Raw genomic sequence first — 14,764 nt, forward strand, 5'->3', positions numbered from 1 at the left:
GCGTCAGGCGTGTTCCGCCACGGACTCGGTCTTCGCCGGTACGGAGCGGGCCACCACCCGCGAGCGGGAGTTGTGCAGGCGGAGGGAGACCGCGACCAGGGCCAGGGCCGCCAGGGTCATGGCTGCGCCCGACCACGCCGTCGCCCGGTAGCCGAGGCCCGCGCTGATGACCGCGCCGCCGAGCCAGGGGCCGCCCGTGTTGCCCAGGTTGAAGGACGACGTGGTGGTGGCGCCCGCCAGGGTGGGGGCGGCGCCGCCGACGTTGAACATGCGGGCGTTGAGCGCCGGGGCCGTGTAGAACGCCGAGACTCCGAGCAGGAACGACAGAGCGATCGCGGCCACCGGGTGCGCGCCGAGCAGGGCCAGGGCCACCAGGAACACCGTCGAGGCCGTGATCCCGCTGAGCAGCACCCCGAAGAGGTGCGCGTCCGCGACCCGGCCGCCGATGGTCGTACCGATGAGCGCGCCCGCGCCGAAGAGGCCGAGGATCGCCGGGACCCAGCCGGAGTCGACATGGGCGACGTCGGTGAGCAGCGGCTTGAGGTAGCTGAACGCGCAGAACACGCCGCCCGCCGCGAGCGCCGTGATCGCGATCGAGAGCAGGACCTGCGGGTCGCGGTAGATCCGCAGTTCCGTGCTGAGCTGGGGCTTCTCCGCCGGGAGCGGGATACGGGGGATGAGCGTCACGATGCCTACGAGGGCGATCGCGGAGGCCGCGCCGACGGCCCAGAACGCGGCCCGCCAGCCCAGATTGTCGCCGAGCACCGCGCCGAGCGGGACGCCGAGGACGTTGGCGATCGAGAGCCCGCCGATCATGACGGCCATGGCCCGGGCCCGCGCGTTCACCGGCACCATCGCGATCGCCACGGCCGCGCCGACCGCCCAGAACCCCGCGCAGGCCAGCGCGCTCAGCACCCGGGAGACGAAGAGCAGCGCGTAGTTCGGGGCGAGCGCGCCGCCGACCTGGCCGAGCCCGAACGCCGTGATCAGCGCGATCAGCGTGGTGCGGCGCGGCAGCCGCAGCGTCGCCACGGCCAGCAGCGGCGCACCCACCACCATGCCGATCGCGAACGCCGAGATCAGCAGCCCGGCCTGCGGGATCGACACGTCCATGTCGTCCGCGATGGCCGGCAGCAGCCCGGTGAGCATGAACTCACTGGTGCCGAGCGCGAAGACGGAGAGGCCGAGGATGTAGACGGCCAGCGGCATACGGGGGCGGGCCGCTGAGTCGGGGAGGGTTCCGGGCGCGGCGGCGTGATCGGCGGGGGAGGGCATATCAGGTGTGAACAGGGCTGATGCCCATGACATTCCCGCCCCCCGAGCCCCATGCGTATCTCTTACGTCAAGAGCTCCAGCTCCGACGCCAGGTTCTCCCGGGCCCGCGCCTCCCACTCCCGCATGCCGTACGGCGTACGGAACAGCCTCGGCAGATCGAGCAGCTGGCGCAGGACCGCCGCGCGGCCCGCCCGGAACGCGTCGTCCGGGACGAAGGCGTACTCGGCCCGGACCGCCGCCGCGTACGCCGCGTACTCCTCCGGGTCCCCGGCCAGCACCGCCAGGTCCGCGTCGCACAGGACCTCGCCGTTGGTGTCGCCCTCGTGCGGGTCGTGCGTGACGGTCAGGCGGACGAGCCGGGCGACCTCGGCGGTGGCCTCCGGGTCCAACCCGGCCTCGGGCAGGGCGCGTTCGGCCAGGGCCGCGCTGCGCTCCTCGTTCTCCGAGCGGTCCGGCCGGTACACCGCGTCGTGGAACCAGGCCGCCAGCCGTACGAGCTCGGTGTCCTCGGCGTACTCCGCCAGCGTGTCGACGTGGGCGAGGACCGCGGTGAGGTGAGCGGTGGTGTGGTACTCGCGGTGCGGCTCGGCCCAGGCGGCGAGCAGGCGGTCGGCGTACGGGGCCGGGTCGGGGGCCTCGCCCTGTCGGGCGGCGCTGAGGGTACGGGCCCAGCGGGCGCGGAGGTCGTCGAGGTCGTCGCGATCGGTGGGGTCGTCGAGGTCGGCCATGGGGCGAGCGTAGTCATTCCTCCCTCGGGGTATCCCCCGCACCCGGTCGGGGGACTGCCGGATGGGGGCGGCGGGCCCGGTCCGGGAAGGTGGTCGCATGGTTGCTTCCGTTTCCCGCAGGAGCCTGCTGGGCGCCGGTGCCGGTGCCGTACTCGTGGCCGCGACCGGTGTCCCGGCGGTCGCTGGACCCGCGCCGACCCCGTCCTCCGGGGGCGTGCGGCTCTCCCTGCCCGCCCCCACCGGCCCCCACCCCGTCGGCACCGTCTCCCTCCGGCTCGTCGACCGGAGCCGCCGCGATCCCTGGGTGAGCGCCCGCCCGTACCGTGAGCTGATGGTGAGCGTGCGCTACCCGGCCCGGGACGTACGCGGCCACCGGCCCGCCCCGCAGATGCTCCCGGGCGCGGCCGCCGACTTCGGCCGGCTCAACTCGCTGGACGGGGTGCCGAGCGGCAAGGTCGACTGGGCGGCGACGCGCAGCCACGCGTACACCGGAGCGCCCGTCGGACACCACGGCCTCCCCGTGGTCCTCTACTCGCCCGGCGCGGGCGACCCCCGCACCCTCGGCACCACGCTCTCCGACGAGCTCGCCTCGCGCGGCTACGCGGTGGTCATGATCGACCACACCTATGACGCCGGGGCGGTCGAGTTCCCCGGCGGCCGGGTGGAGCGCACGGTGTTGCCCGAGGAGTACGCGAAGGCCGACAAGGCGGGACCGGCGGCGGTCACGGCGCTGCTGAAGAAGGCCGTGGAGGTCCGGGTCGCCGACACCCGTTACGTACTGGACCGGCTCGGCGATCTGTCCGCCGCCCTGCCCGGCGGCTCGCGCGGCACCCTGAACCTGTCCGCCGTCGGGATGTTCGGCCAGTCCGCGGGCGGCTTCACCGCCGCGCTGACCATGCACGACGACCGGCGGCTCAAGGCCGCGCTCAACATGGACGGCGTCATGGGCAACGTCCAGAACGACGACGACCCGGCTAACCCCTCCCCGGTCGGCACGGACGGCCTGGACCGGCCGCTGCTGCTGATGGGCAAGCAGGGCAACGACCACCACACCGTCCCGTCCTGGGGCGCCACCTGGGACCACAGCACCGGCTGGCACCGCGACCTCATGCTGTGCGGCGCGGAGCATGCGAGCTTCACCGACTTCCAGTCCCAAGTGCCGCAGATCGGACGGGAGTTGGGGCTGACGCCGGAGACCGTCGCGAAGAACGTCGGCACCGTCGACCCGGCCCGCTCGGCCGCGGCCCAGCGGGCGTACGTATCGGCGTTCTTCGACCGCTGGCTGCGCGGCGGGGACGGGGGTCTCTTCGACGGCCCGTCGCGGCGGTGGCCGGAGGTGCGGTTCGTCAACTGAACGCATACGTACGGAAGGTGGCCCCGGGGTCGGAAACCCCGGGGCCACCTTCCGTATACGTACGGCTCACGCCGCCTTGAAGGTCCGCAGCCGCAGCGAGTTGCCGACCACGAAGACCGACGAGAAGGCCATCGCCGCGCCCGCGATCATCGGGTTGAGGAGTCCGGCCGCCGCGAGGGGGAGGGCGGCGACGTTGTAGGCGAAGGCCCAGAACAGGTTCGTACGGATCGTGCCGAGTGTGCGGCGCGAGAGGCGGATGGCGTCGGCGGCGGCGCGCAGGTCGCCGCGGACGAGGGTGAGGTCGCCCGCCTCGATCGCGGCGTCCGTGCCCGTGCCCATCGCCAGGCCCAGATCGGCCTGGGCGAGCGCGGCCGCGTCGTTGACGCCGTCGCCGACCATCGCCACCGAACGGCCCTCGGCCTGAAGGCGCTTGACCACGTCGACCTTGTCCTGAGGCATGACCTCGGCGATCACCTCGTCGATGCCCACCTCGGCGGCGACGGACTCGGCCACCGCGCGGTTGTCGCCGGTGAGCAGGATCGGGGTGAGGCCGAGGGCACGCAGCCGCCGGATCGCCTCGGCACTGGTGTCCTTGACCGCGTCGGCGACCTCCAGGACCGCCCGCGCCTCGCCGTCCCAGGCGACGAGCACGGCCGTACGTCCGGCCGCCTCGGCGGTGTGCCGGGCGCGCCCCAGGTCGGCGGGGAGGGTGATCGCCCACTCGGCGAGCAGCTTCTCGCGGCCGACGAGGACCGCGTGGCCGTCCACGATGCCCTGGACACCGAGGCCCGCGATGTTGGCGAAGTCCTCGGGGGTGGGGAGGGTTCCGACGCGTGCGGCGGCTCCGTCCGCGATGGCGCGGGCTATGGGGTGCTCGGAGACGTGCTCCAACGCGCCTGCCAGGCGCAGGACTTCGGTCTGTGTGGTGTCGGGGGCGGTGTGGATGGTCTGGAGGGTCATACGGCCGGTGGTGACGGTGCCGGTCTTGTCGAGGACGATCGTGTCCACGCGGCGGGTGGTCTCCAGGACCTCGGGGCCCTTGATGAGGATGCCGAGCTGGGCGCCGCGTCCCGTACCGACCATGAGGGCGGTGGGGGTGGCCAGGCCGAGGGCGCAGGGGCAGGCGATGATCAGGACCGCGACCGCGGCCGTGAACGCGGCGGTCAGGCTGTGGCCGCTGAGCAGCCAGTACGCGAGGGTGCCGAGCGCGAGGGCGATCACTACCGGGACGAAGACGGCGGAGATACGGTCCGCCAGGCGCTGGGCGGCGGCCTTGCCGTTCTGGGCGTCCTCCACGAGGCGGGCCATCCGGGCGAGTTGGGTGTCGGCGCCGACGCGGGTGGCCTCGACGACCAGGCGGCCGCCGACGTTCAGGGTGGCGCCGGTGACGGGGTCGCCGACGGTCACGTCGACCGGGACGGACTCGCCGGTCAGCATCGACGCGTCCACCGCGCTGCCGCCCTCGACGACCGTGCCGTCCGTGGCGATCTTCTCGCCGGGGCGGACGAGGAAGCGGTCGCCTTCGCGCAGGTCGGTGATGGGGATGCGGACCTCGGTGCCGTCCGCTGCGTTGAGTACGGTCACGTCCTTGGCGCCGAGTTCGAGGAGCGCCTGGAGGGCCGCGCCCGCCTTGCGCTTCGACTTCGCCTCGAAGTAGCGGCCGGCCAGGATGAACGCGGTGACGCCGGCGGCGGCTTCCAGGTAGATGTCGGAGGCGCCGCTGCCCGCGTTCGCGGTCAGCTCGAAGCCGTGGCGCATGCCGGGCATTCCGGCGTCCCCGAAGAACAGGGCCCACAGGGACCAGGTGAACGCGGCGAGCGTGCCGACGGAGATGAGCGTGTCCATCGTGGCCGCGCCGTGCCGTGCGTTGGTGAGGGCGGCCTTGTGGAACGGGTACGCGCCCCAGACGACCACCGGTGCGGCGAGCATGAGGCTCAGCCACTGCCAGTTGTCGAACTGGAGGGCCGGGATCATGGCGAGCGCCACGACGGGGACGGCGAGGGCGGTCGATATGAGGAGGCGCTGCCGCAGGGCGGCGAGGGCCGTGGCGGCGCGGGTCTCTGTGGGGTCGGCCACCGTCGACGTCTGCACGTCCGTGCTGGGTGCGCCCGCCTGCGGCGGGCCGGACTTCCCACCCGCCCGCCCGTTTGAAGGGGTTGCGACAGCCCGGGTCTCTCGTGGGTGCGCACCCGCCGTCGGCGGCTGCGGCGTGCGTGCCCTCACCGGCTCCGCCGTGTACCCCGTCTTGACCACCGTCGCCACGAGATCCGTCACCTGCGTCCCGGCGCCGAAGGCGACCTTCGCCTTCTCGGTGGCGTAGTTGACCGTCGCCGTCACGCCGTCCATCCGGTTGAGCTTCTTCTCGATGCGGGCCGCGCAGGACGCGCAGGTCATGCCGCCGATGGCCAGCTCGACCTCGTCCACCGGTGCGGTGGTCTCGGCGCTTGCGCTTGCGGTGCTGCTGCTCATGCGGCGGCCCTCTCTCGATCAGCTGCGGGGTAATACCCCTGGGGGGTATATCTGCTTGCGAGTACAGATATACCCCCACCCCGTATGAAACACAAGGGGGGCGGGGTGGTGGACGGCGTCAGTCCTGGTGTCGGCGGTGTGGGTGCGTACGGCGGCGCGTAGGCTGGTATTGGACTAGACCTGTTGACGTGTGGACAGCCGAGGAATTGGGGTCAGATGAGCAACCGCGCACTGCTTGAGGTGATCGCTCTCGACGCGCAGGACGCCGTCGCGGCGCAGGCGGGCGGGGCGGACCGCCTTGAGCTGGTCACCGACATGGCGGCCGACGGGCTGACCCCGTCCCGGGAGACCTTCGCGGCGATCCGCGCCGCCGTGGACATCCCGCTGCGCGTGATGCTCCGCTCGGCGGACGGCTTCGCTGCGGGGGACGTGGACGCGCTGGTACGCGACGCGCGGGCGCTGCGGGCCGAGGGCGCGGAGGAGTTCGTGCTGGGGTTCCTCGACGACACCGGGGCGCCGGACATGGCGGCGGTGCGGGCGCTGGTGGCGGAGCTGGACGGGTGCCGGTGGACGTTCCACCGGGCGATCGACCGGGCCGCCGACCGGGACGGGCTGCGCAAGGAGCTGGCGGGGCTGCCGGGGCTCGACACGTATCTGACGGCGGGTGCGGCGGGGGGTGTCGACGAGGGGCTGTCGACGCTGGTCGCCGAGGCGGCGCGGTCGGGCGAGCCCGGTTACGAGCCGCGCATCCTGGTGGGCGGCGGGCTGCGCCTCGGCCACCTGCCGGTGCTGCGCGGCGCGGGGGTCGACGCGGTGCACATCGGCGGCGCGTCGCGCCCGGGCGGGTGGGCCGGCCCGGTGGCGGCGTCCGCGGTCGCGGAGTGGCGCCGGGCGCTGGACGGGTAGTCCCCCCACCCCGCCCCTTCCCTGAACCCTCCGGGGGTGGGTGGGGGCTGAGGTGCGTTTCCCGGGGGCTTCGCCCCCGGACCCCGTCGCGGGGCCTGCGGCCCCTGCACCCCGCTGCGGGGCTCTGCCCCGGACCCCTGCGGGGCGCTCCGCCCCGGACCCCTTCGTGGGGCCTGCGGCCCCTGCACCCCGCTTCGGGGCTCCGCCCCGGACCCCTCGGGACGACTACTTCCCCACCCCCACCTCCACTCCGGAAACCGTCGCCACAACGCCCCCCTCCTCCACCCGCACATCCCGGACCTGCAACGCCCGCGCCTCCCTCGGCAGGGTGAACGAGAACGACAGGCGGTCGGAGAGCTCCGGGGGGCGCATCGCTATCAGGCCCGTGATCAGTTTCGGGTCGATGCCGATCTTCGACAGGAGCCAGGGGTGGTCGGCGACCACGTCGACCAGGTTGACCTGGGTCAGCTGCGACACGAACCGGGGGGTGCCGACGAGTTCGTGGAGCTTCTGCTCGTTCTGGAGGGCCAGGTCCACGTCCTTCTGCGGGACTCCGAGCCGCTTCACCACCGCCGGCACCGACAGCAGCGCCTTCACCCGCGCCGTGTCCCGGCTGATGAGGTCGGCGGACTCGCGGTGCAGGGTCAGACCCCGGTTCCGGCCCGGGCGGTAGGTGGCGACGCCCGGCATGTCGAGGCTCATGCCGTCGATGTCCGTGGACAGGCCGCTGGTGCCGACGAGCCGCACCTGGGCCTCGGCCCGTACGCGCAGCTCCTGGCCCGCGATGCTCAACTTGCCGTCCGCGCCGACCGTGTTATCGCTCACCCGGCTGAACTTGAGCTGTGAGGCGGTCAGTTCGCGGTTCATGTCGTCGAAGGACAGGGTGATCCGGCCGTTGAGGTCGCCGATGACCGCGCTGCGGATGTCGTTCGGCAGATCCCCCGTCAGCCTGATGTCCCGCGCACTGGCCTGCACCTTGGTGAGCGACACCCGGTCGGCGGCCACATGCGGCACGGTCACGTCCACCCGGTCCAGGTGCTTGTCCAGGACCTGGGTGAGGAACGGGAAGCCGTGGATGTCCACCTGCGGGGCGGCCGCGAGGTGGAGTTCGTCCTGGAGCGCCTTCTGCGCCTTCTTCTCCGCGTACATCGCCGCGCACCGGTCCGCGAGCACCAGGAACCCGACGCACACGACCAGTGCGAACAGCAGCTTGGCCAGGCGGGGGAAGACGGCGAAGGGGCTGCGCCGACGCCGACGCCGTCGACTGCGCCTGCCCCGGCGGCCGTTCCCGGAGCGCCGGTGGTCGGGCGGGGACCACGGGTCGTCCTCCGGCTCGGCGTACATGATGCCGAGGTCGAGGGGGAGGATCCGGGGTGGTGGCGCGGGGTCCAGAGCGGGGTCGGGGTCGGCGAGTGCCGCCAGCTCGTCGTACGGATTGCGGGGACGGGACGGCATGCGTGTGGGGGGTCGCATCAGCTCATCCCATCACACGCACCCCATTCGTATGTAAGTGCTACCAGTGGTACGTCCGAAAGCGGCGGCTGCTACCCGCAATGTGATCGTTCACGGAAACCGCCCTTCCGGAAGCGTCACTGTGATGATGTGGCCTTCTGCGTCCGAGTCCGAGTCTGAGTACGAGTACGAGTCCAGGGAGGCCGCCGTGTCCCGAACGCCGCAGGAGATCTTCGAGAGCCACGTCTACGCCGGTGCCGTGACCCGGAATGCCGACGCCCTTGCCGAGAACTTCACCGTGGACGGCGTCTTCGAGGCGCCGCTCATGCCTGCCGGCGCCGCCTTCCCCCGGAGGTTGGTCGGTCGCGAGGAGATCCGTGTCGGGATGGCGGCGTACTACGAGCAACAGGCGAAGGACGTCCGCTCGCCGAACCTTGAGAAGTCCCGGTATGTACTGCACACCACCGCCGATCCCGACGTGTTCATCGCCGAGATCGACACGGTCTTCGACGGGGACGGGGACGGAGGTGACGTGGCTGTCTCGCTGGTACAGATCTTCCGCATCCGCGAAGGGAAGATCGCTCGCCTGCGTGACTATTTCGCGCCCGAGCTGATGAGCTGAGGGCCCAGGACACGCACCTCCGCCCACACCGTCTTGCGCGGCACCGGACCCTCCTCCGCGCCCCAACGCGCGGCCAGGGCCGAGATCAGCAGTAGTCCCCGACCTGACTCGGCGACCGCGTCCGGGTCCCTCGGCGAAGTCCCTACCGGGAGTCGCCGATCCCCCCGCGCATCCGTCACCTCGATCCGCAGCACGCCCTCTTGCAGAGCGAGCCCCAACTCGAAGTCGCGGCCGGGTACGCGCGCGTGCAGCACCGCATTGGACGCCAGCTCCGCGACGAGCAGCGCGGCCGTGTCCGACGCGTCGCCGCGTCGCGGCACGCCCCACTCGTGAAGCTGTTGGACGGCAAGCAGCCGCGCCAGCCGTGCACCGCGCCGCGTGGCGGACAGTCTGCGCCTGAACATACGTACGGTAGTGGGCAGTTGGGCGGTCACAGTTCCGTTTTCGGGGTGCATGGGGCCACAGTGGCGGCGTCCGCACGCCCATGACCAGGCCAGAAGCGCGTACGCCGCGCGAGCGTACGCGGCCGTGCGGTAGACAGTACTGCCAACACCCCGTAACGCTGGGTGAGTTGAGCGCGAGGAGATCCACTCACCGGGAGGTGGCCGGATGGCCTGGGAGCACGAGGGACACGACGGCGAACCCGACGTGTCGGACAGCCTGCGGACGTTCGGCGCGGTCGTCCAGGCCCTGCGGGAACACGCGGGGCTGAGCCGCGAGGACTTCGGCCAGTTGGTCGGGTTCTCCAAACACACCGTCGCGTCGGTGGAGTTGGGCCGCCGCATGCCCGACCGGGTCTTCATCGAGCGCGCCGAGGCGGCTCTCGGCAACACGGGTGCTCTGCGCAAGGCCGCCAAGCACCTCAACCGCCAGCCCGGCCTCGCCGCGTGGTTCCGCCGCTGGGCCCGCCTCGAACAGCACGCGATCAGCCTGTACACGTACGAGTCGCGGCTCGTGCCGGGCCTGTTGCAGACGGAGTCGTACACGCGGACGCTGTTCGGCGAGCGAGTGCCCCTGCTCACGGACGCGCAGGTCGAGGCCCAGTTGACCGCCCGACAGGAACGGCAGCAGCTTCTGCGGGATCGCCCCAACACCTCGTACAGCTTCATTCTCGAAGAGCACGTCTTCCAGCGGCGTACGGGCGGTCCGGACGTGACCCGCGAGCTCATCGATTACGTCCTGGAGTGCGCGTCCCCACGGCACATCCAGCTGCAAGTCATGCCGCTGGCCAGGGGCGTTCATGCTGGACTGGATGGGCCCATTCAGCTCCTGGAGACTCCGTCAAACCGGTGGTTCGGTTACTGCGAGGGGCAGGAGAGCGGCCAGTACATCTCTGATCCCAAAGTCGTCAGCACGCTCCACATGCGGTATGCGAAACTGCGCACGCAGGCCCTCACCCCCGAGGACTCCGCGAGCCTGTTGGAGCAACTGCGAGGAGCGTTATGAGCACCACCGAACTCGCCTGGTTCAAGAGCAGTTACAGCAGTGGCTCCGGCGACAGTTGCGTCGAAGTCGCTCTCGCCTGGCGCAAGTCCACGTACAGCAGCGGCTCCAGCGGCGACTGCGTAGAGGTGGCCGCCTGCCCGGCCACCATCCACGTCCGCGACTCCAAGAACCCGCAGGGCCCGGCGCTCGCCCTGTCGCCGGCCGCGTGGGCGGAGTTCGTCCCGTACGCGGCCGGCTAGGAGCGGGCTACTTCCAGATCAGGCCCTTGCCGATCGTCATGAACGGGTCGCCCCAGTACTCCGCCGATGCGACCTTCGTCGTGGCCGACGGGGCCAGCGCGATCGCGCAGCCCTCCTGCGTCTTGCCGTTCGTGAAGCCCTGCGGCAGCGAGTCGGAGGAGCACTTCTCGAACTTGCCGATGATCGTCAGGTCCTGCGCCTCGGTGCCGTCCCCGAGGTGGCCCTTGATGTGGCCCACGGAGGCGTACTGAAGGTCGGTGGTGCCGACGTTCTTGACCGAGTAGTGGATGTAGTACGGGACCTTGCCCGCCGCCTTGTCGCCGAGCTTGAGCGGCGCCAGGTCGGCGGGGGCGCCCTTCTCGATCGAGGTGACGGTCAGCGCGATCTCGCCCTTGGTGGTGGTGCCGTACTTGAACGGGAACTGCGCCGCCTCGCCGATCTTGAACTGCTGCCCGCCCTTGGCGTCACCGGCGGCTCCGCCCTGATCGGCGGGGGCGCTCGGCTGGGTCGACGGCGACGCGGGCGAAGTCGGCGCGGACGTCGGGCTCTTGGTCGCCCCGTCCGCCGTGCCCTTGTCGTCGCCGTTGCAGGCGCTCAGCGCCAGCGAGCCGACGACGACCAGACCGACCGTACCCAGCGTTGCCTTGCGCATGGCGAAACTGCTCATGGTGCGTACTCCCCCGTGACTGCGAATGGCTCGCGTTGACTGTGGAACGCCTGTGGCGCTCTCTGCGAACAGAGTTCCTAGTCGAGGAGCGACCGGCTCCGCCATGCCGATGACCGATTTGCGTGGCCCCGTGGCCGATTCATGACCGCTTCAATACCAAAGCGGTACGAGGCCCGTACGTATCGGCCTGTACCGCCGAAGCTCCGGCCAGGTGCAGATCAGCACCTGGCCGGAGCTTCGGGAGTACCGGGTCTACTGGACGAGGATGTTCAGGCGGGCGCGCAGGTTGCTCGACCAGTTGATCTCGCCGCGCACGTCGACGTACCCGCCGCCGGGCGACACGTTGTCGATGCGCATGACCGCGTCCCCGATGAACGGAGCGCCCGAGGAGGACAGCTCGGTGATGGAGACCATCACCACGCTGCCCGGAGTGATGGCGGAGATGAACACCCGCCAGCGGAAGACACCGTGCGTGGTGATGTCCGCGTACCACCCGGACGCCTCGGTGACCGCTTCCTTCTGCGCGACGGACGGTTCGGCCTTGACGGTCTCCGGTTCCGCACTGCTCATGGGTATCCCCTCTTTCCAGAGGCAGCGTTGACTTGTCTGGGGAGCCTGGGCGAGACCGGTCTGGTCGTACAGGGGGCATTCAAGCCATTTCGCGTCGGTACACGTGGGTTACGTGTGCTTTCGTAGACCGATGCCGATCAGTGAATTGCCCTCCCGTTGATCAACGAGGGCAGCACGGTGCGGTGGCCCCACGGAGGCCACCGCACCTGCCGGATCACACCTGATCTCGTGCCCACTCAAGAAGAGGGCAGACCCCTACCCCCGATCCAACCCCCGAAGCCGCAGCACCCCCCGCCAAGTCCACCCCGCCTCCAGGACCGTGTCCCGCAGGGCGGTCCTCATGTCCGAGGTGTTGACGCGCAGCGTCTCGACCCGGTGGCGGCGGCCGTCCGGCCCCCGCTCGTACGTCCACTCCTTGTGGAAACCGGACGCCGGACCGCGGTGGTATTCGCGCTCCTTCGCGTCCCACCGCTCTTCGAGCGCCCGCACCTCGCGCCGCACCGGGTCGAAGCGCATCCGGATCCTGAGCCGCAGGTGCAGCTCCTCGATCCGCCACTCCGCCGTCAGGTCGGCCTTCTCCTGGGCGGTGGCACCGCGTATGCGGTACGGCACGTCCGGGCCGTCGAGCGCGAGCAGCGCCTCCCGGACCTGCGTGGTCCAACGAGGTGTGACGCCGCTCTCGGGGTAGCGGGTGCCCGTCAGTCTGTCGAAGATCCCCATCGCGCTCTGCTTCTAGTAGGTGGCGAGTTGGGACGGCAGCGGTGCCGCGTGGCAGACCGTCAGGCCCGACACCGCTCGGGTCAGGGCCACGTACAGGCGGCGCAGGCCCGTGCGTTCGTCGGGCTCGCCGTCGACCACGGCGGCGGGCTCGTCGAGGACCACGTAGTCGTACTCCAGGCCCTTGGCCAGCGACGCCGGGACCAGGGTGAGACGGGACTCGGACGTCGTCTCCTCGCCCGGGGCCAGGAACACCATCCCGGCCGCCGTCAGCGCCTCCGCGAGCGCCGGTACGCGCGCGTCCGCCGCGATCAGGCCCGTCGAGCCCTCGTGCGCCAGCGCCTCGCGGCAGGCCGCCAGGACGTCCGCGTCGAGATCCGTGGACTCGCGTACGGCCAGCGCCCCCGGTGTCTCACGGACCGACTCCACCGGTGTCAGGCCCGGCGAGATCGACGGGAGCAGCCGGGACGCGTACGCGATCACCTCGCGCGGCACGCGGAAACCGGCCGTCAGCTCCTCCACGACCGCCTCCGCCTTGCCCAGATGGCGCAGCGCCTCGTCCCAACTCCCCGTCGCCCAGGGCGTGGTGCCCTGCGCGAGGTCGCCGAGGACCGTCGCCGAGCCGGTCGAGCAGCGCCGGCCGACCGCCCGGTACTGCATCGGGGAGAGGTCCTGCGCCTCGTCGATCACCACATGGCCGAGCGAGTGGGTGCGCTCCACCAGGTCGTTCGCCTCGTCGATGAGGACCGCGTCCGCCGCCGACCACTTCGCGCTCTTCACGCTCCGCGCGGGCCTGTCCCACAGGATCGTCTTCTGCTCGTCGGCGCTGAGCACACCCTCCGCGTTCGCGGCCAGGAACTCCGGGTCGCAGAGCAGCCGAAGGACCAGCTTCGCCGGGTCCACCTGCGGCCAGACCGCCTTGACCACGGCCTTCACGGCCGCGTTGCGCGCCACCGCGTCCTGCACCCGGTCGTCCGGCGCCTCGCCCGCCTGCTCCATGCGTACGAGAACGGCGTGCGCGATGCGCTGCGGCAGGGCCTCGTGGGCAGCGCCGTAACGGATGTCACGGTCCGTCAACTCCTGGACGATCTCGGCCAGTTCGTACGCCGGGACCCGCCAGCGGCGCGAGCCGCGCACCACCATCAGCGGCTCGGTGGGCAGGGTGATGTGCGAGCGGACCGCCCGGCTCAGCACCTCGGCCATCCGGGCGTCGCCCTTGACGATGGCCGCGGGCGCGTCGTCGATCGCCCGTACCTCGACGTGCGCCACCAGGTCGTCCACCGTGGCCTGCTTGACCTCCAACTCGCCGAGCGCGGGGAGCACTTGCTCGATGTAGTGGAGGAAGGACGCGTTCGGTCCGATCACCAGCGTGCCGGTGCGGGCCAGGCGCTCGCGGTGCGCGTAGAGCAGATACGCCACCCGGTGCAGGCCGACGGCCGTCTTCCCGGTGCCGGGACCGCCCTGCACACACACCGAACCGGAGAGCCCCGACCGTACGATCTCGTCCTGCTCCGGCTGGATCGTCGCCACGATGTCCCGCATGGGACCGACGCGCGGCCGCTCGATCTCCTGCTGGAGCAGCTTGCTGGTGCGCGCGGTCTCCGCCGGGTCGCTGAGGTGCTCGTCCTCGTACGCGGTGAGGTCGCCGCCGGTGTAGCCGAAGCGGCGGCGCAGGCCGATGTCCATGGCGTCCTTCTTGGACGCCCGGTAGAACGGCTGCGAGACCGGCGCACGCCAGTCGATCACCATCGGGTCGCCCTCGGCGTCGTGGACATGGCGGCGGCCGATGTAGAACCGCTCGCCCTCCGCGCCCTCGGCCTGGTCGGCGCCCGGCGCGTGCAGATAGTCGAGGCGGCCGAAGAAGAGCGGGGTGTGCGAGAGGTCGGCGAGCGCCTTGACGCGGTCCTCGATCTGGCGCTCCAGGACGGCGGCGTTCACCCAGTTCGCGGTGACGTCGCGGATGTCCAGGGCCTCCACGTCCTCGCGCATCGCCCGCAGGGCGGCGCGGGAGGACGTGAGGTGGGCGCGCTCGCGCGCGAGCGGGTCGGTGTCGTGGCCGGGTTCGTCTACGGGTGCGTGCGCGGGCACGGTGCTGCCTCCGGGCTTGCGGTTCACGGTTCGCGGGTCGGCGTACGTCAGGGCGGCCGGCCGGTTTCCGTCCGGGCGGCGGCGCTCCTCGCGAGGAGGCGGGAAGGGGAGATTGTAGTCAGCGGGCCGGGGGCGGTCGAACGGTTTTCCGGCGGCCGGAGGCTCGGCCAGCTCGTTCTCCGGGGTGACCCCTAGGGATCGGGGTCCTACCCGTAGGGGATGGGGTTGGAC

14 protein-coding genes are annotated in these 14,764 nt (G+C 71.5%); 5 read left to right on the plus strand and 9 right to left on the minus strand.

Features of this window, described 5'->3' with window-relative positions:
• Nucleotides 1-3 precede the first annotated feature (3 nt).
• Both ACT1U9_RS17290 and ACT1U9_RS17295 read right to left on the minus strand, forming a co-directional pair.
• Complete coding sequence (locus tag ACT1U9_RS17290) at nt 4-1,209, minus strand: Cmx/CmrA family chloramphenicol efflux MFS transporter (RefSeq protein ID WP_444539141.1); 1,206 nt, start codon at nt 1,207-1,209, stop codon at nt 4-6.
• Between the two features lie 128 nt (nt 1,210-1,337).
• Nucleotides 1,338-2,003 carry an HD domain-containing protein gene (locus tag ACT1U9_RS17295; RefSeq protein WP_444533631.1) on the minus strand — a complete coding sequence of 222 codons (666 nt, stop codon included), beginning with the start codon at nt 2,001-2,003 and terminating at the stop codon, nt 1,338-1,340.
• Between the two features lie 97 nt (nt 2,004-2,100).
• On the opposite strand from ACT1U9_RS17295, the gene ACT1U9_RS17300 reads away from it, so the two are divergent.
• Complete coding sequence (locus ACT1U9_RS17300) at nt 2,101-3,357, plus strand: alpha/beta hydrolase family protein (RefSeq protein WP_444533632.1); 1,257 nt, start codon at nt 2,101-2,103, stop codon at nt 3,355-3,357.
• 66 nt (nt 3,358-3,423) lie between these two features.
• Here the strand turns inward: ACT1U9_RS17300 and ACT1U9_RS17305 are convergent, their stop codons facing one another.
• Nucleotides 3,424-5,826 (minus strand): heavy metal translocating P-type ATPase, encoded by a 2,403-nt coding sequence (locus ACT1U9_RS17305; protein ID WP_444533633.1) that lies wholly within the window; start codon nt 5,824-5,826, stop codon nt 3,424-3,426.
• A 216-nt stretch (nt 5,827-6,042) separates the two neighbouring features.
• Here ACT1U9_RS17305 and ACT1U9_RS17310 point away from each other — a divergent pair, with 216 nt between their 5' ends.
• On the plus strand, nt 6,043-6,732 hold the full coding sequence (locus ACT1U9_RS17310; RefSeq protein ID WP_444533634.1) for a copper homeostasis protein CutC: 690 nt from the start codon (nt 6,043-6,045) through the stop codon (nt 6,730-6,732).
• A gap of 225 nt (nt 6,733-6,957) precedes the next feature.
• Here the strand turns inward: ACT1U9_RS17310 and ACT1U9_RS17315 are convergent, their stop codons facing one another.
• Nucleotides 6,958-8,205, minus strand: coding sequence for an LmeA family phospholipid-binding protein (locus ACT1U9_RS17315; protein WP_444533635.1), 1,248 nt, complete (start codon nt 8,203-8,205; stop codon nt 6,958-6,960).
• Nucleotides 8,206-8,392: 187 nt separating this feature from the next.
• Here ACT1U9_RS17315 and ACT1U9_RS17320 point away from each other — a divergent pair, with 187 nt between their 5' ends.
• Nucleotides 8,393-8,806: a nuclear transport factor 2 family protein gene (locus tag ACT1U9_RS17320; RefSeq protein ID WP_444533636.1), complete on the plus strand. Its 414-nt coding sequence runs from the start codon at nt 8,393-8,395 to the stop codon at nt 8,804-8,806.
• Here ACT1U9_RS17320 and ACT1U9_RS17325 read toward each other — a convergent pair.
• Nucleotides 8,779-9,210, minus strand: coding sequence for an ATP-binding protein (locus ACT1U9_RS17325; RefSeq protein ID WP_444533637.1), 432 nt, complete (start codon nt 9,208-9,210; stop codon nt 8,779-8,781). The two genes, ACT1U9_RS17320 and ACT1U9_RS17325, sit on opposite strands and share 28 nt — an antisense overlap.
• A gap of 205 nt (nt 9,211-9,415) precedes the next feature.
• Here ACT1U9_RS17325 and ACT1U9_RS17330 point away from each other — a divergent pair, with 205 nt between their 5' ends.
• The gene (locus ACT1U9_RS17330) at nt 9,416-10,252 is read left to right on the plus strand and encodes a helix-turn-helix domain-containing protein (protein WP_444533638.1); all 837 of its coding nucleotides are present in this window, start codon (nt 9,416-9,418) and stop codon (nt 10,250-10,252) included.
• Nucleotides 10,249-10,491: a DUF397 domain-containing protein gene (locus tag ACT1U9_RS17335; protein ID WP_444533639.1), complete on the plus strand. Its 243-nt coding sequence runs from the start codon at nt 10,249-10,251 to the stop codon at nt 10,489-10,491. Before ACT1U9_RS17330 ends, ACT1U9_RS17335 begins: the two co-directional genes overlap by 4 nt.
• A 7-nt stretch (nt 10,492-10,498) precedes the next feature.
• Here the strand turns inward: ACT1U9_RS17335 and ACT1U9_RS17340 are convergent, their stop codons facing one another.
• The 4 genes from ACT1U9_RS17340 to ACT1U9_RS17355 all read right to left on the minus strand — a co-directional run bounded on the left by ACT1U9_RS17340 (nt 10,499) and on the right by ACT1U9_RS17355 (nt 14,533).
• Complete coding sequence (locus tag ACT1U9_RS17340) at nt 10,499-11,158, minus strand: hypothetical protein (protein WP_444533640.1); 660 nt, start codon at nt 11,156-11,158, stop codon at nt 10,499-10,501.
• Nucleotides 11,159-11,410: 252 nt separating this feature from the next.
• Entirely contained in the window at nt 11,411-11,728 is a 318-nt protein-coding gene (locus ACT1U9_RS17345; protein WP_444533641.1) for a hypothetical protein, read from the minus strand.
• A gap of 255 nt (nt 11,729-11,983) precedes the next feature.
• Nucleotides 11,984-12,448 carry a hypothetical protein gene (locus tag ACT1U9_RS17350; protein WP_444533642.1) on the minus strand — a complete coding sequence of 155 codons (465 nt, stop codon included), beginning with the start codon at nt 12,446-12,448 and terminating at the stop codon, nt 11,984-11,986.
• A 12-nt stretch (nt 12,449-12,460) separates the two neighbouring features.
• Nucleotides 12,461-14,533: a HelD family protein gene (locus ACT1U9_RS17355; protein WP_444539142.1), complete on the minus strand. Its 2,073-nt coding sequence runs from the start codon at nt 14,531-14,533 to the stop codon at nt 12,461-12,463.
• Nucleotides 14,534-14,764 lie beyond the last annotated feature (231 nt).

It is taken from the genome of Streptomyces sp. BR1 (assembly GCF_052373795.1).
Lineage (GTDB): Bacteria > Actinomycetota > Actinomycetes > Streptomycetales > Streptomycetaceae > Streptomyces.

Bases quoted from the DNA above. Each gene is read 5' to 3' on its own strand.
- ACT1U9_RS17290 (WP_444539141.1), bottom strand. From the start codon at position 1,209: ATGCCGCTGGCCGTCTACATCCTCGGCCTCTCCGTCTTCGCGCTCGGC.
- ACT1U9_RS17295 (WP_444533631.1), bottom strand. From the start codon at position 2,003: ATGGCCGACCTCGACGACCCCACCGATCGCGACGACCTCGACGACCTC.
- ACT1U9_RS17300 (WP_444533632.1), top strand. From the start codon at position 2,101: ATGGTTGCTTCCGTTTCCCGCAGGAGCCTGCTGGGCGCCGGTGCCGGT.
- ACT1U9_RS17305 (WP_444533633.1), bottom strand. From the start codon at position 5,826: ATGAGCAGCAGCACCGCAAGCGCAAGCGCCGAGACCACCGCACCGGTG.
- ACT1U9_RS17310 (WP_444533634.1), top strand. From the start codon at position 6,043: ATGAGCAACCGCGCACTGCTTGAGGTGATCGCTCTCGACGCGCAGGAC.
- ACT1U9_RS17315 (WP_444533635.1), bottom strand. From the start codon at position 8,205: ATGCGACCCCCCACACGCATGCCGTCCCGTCCCCGCAATCCGTACGAC.
- ACT1U9_RS17325 (WP_444533637.1), bottom strand. From the start codon at position 9,210: ATGTTCAGGCGCAGACTGTCCGCCACGCGGCGCGGTGCACGGCTGGCG.
- ACT1U9_RS17330 (WP_444533638.1), top strand. From the start codon at position 9,416: ATGGCCTGGGAGCACGAGGGACACGACGGCGAACCCGACGTGTCGGAC.
- ACT1U9_RS17335 (WP_444533639.1), top strand. From the start codon at position 10,249: ATGAGCACCACCGAACTCGCCTGGTTCAAGAGCAGTTACAGCAGTGGC.
- ACT1U9_RS17340 (WP_444533640.1), bottom strand. From the start codon at position 11,158: ATGAGCAGTTTCGCCATGCGCAAGGCAACGCTGGGTACGGTCGGTCTG.
- ACT1U9_RS17345 (WP_444533641.1), bottom strand. From the start codon at position 11,728: ATGAGCAGTGCGGAACCGGAGACCGTCAAGGCCGAACCGTCCGTCGCG.
- ACT1U9_RS17350 (WP_444533642.1), bottom strand. From the start codon at position 12,448: ATGGGGATCTTCGACAGACTGACGGGCACCCGCTACCCCGAGAGCGGC.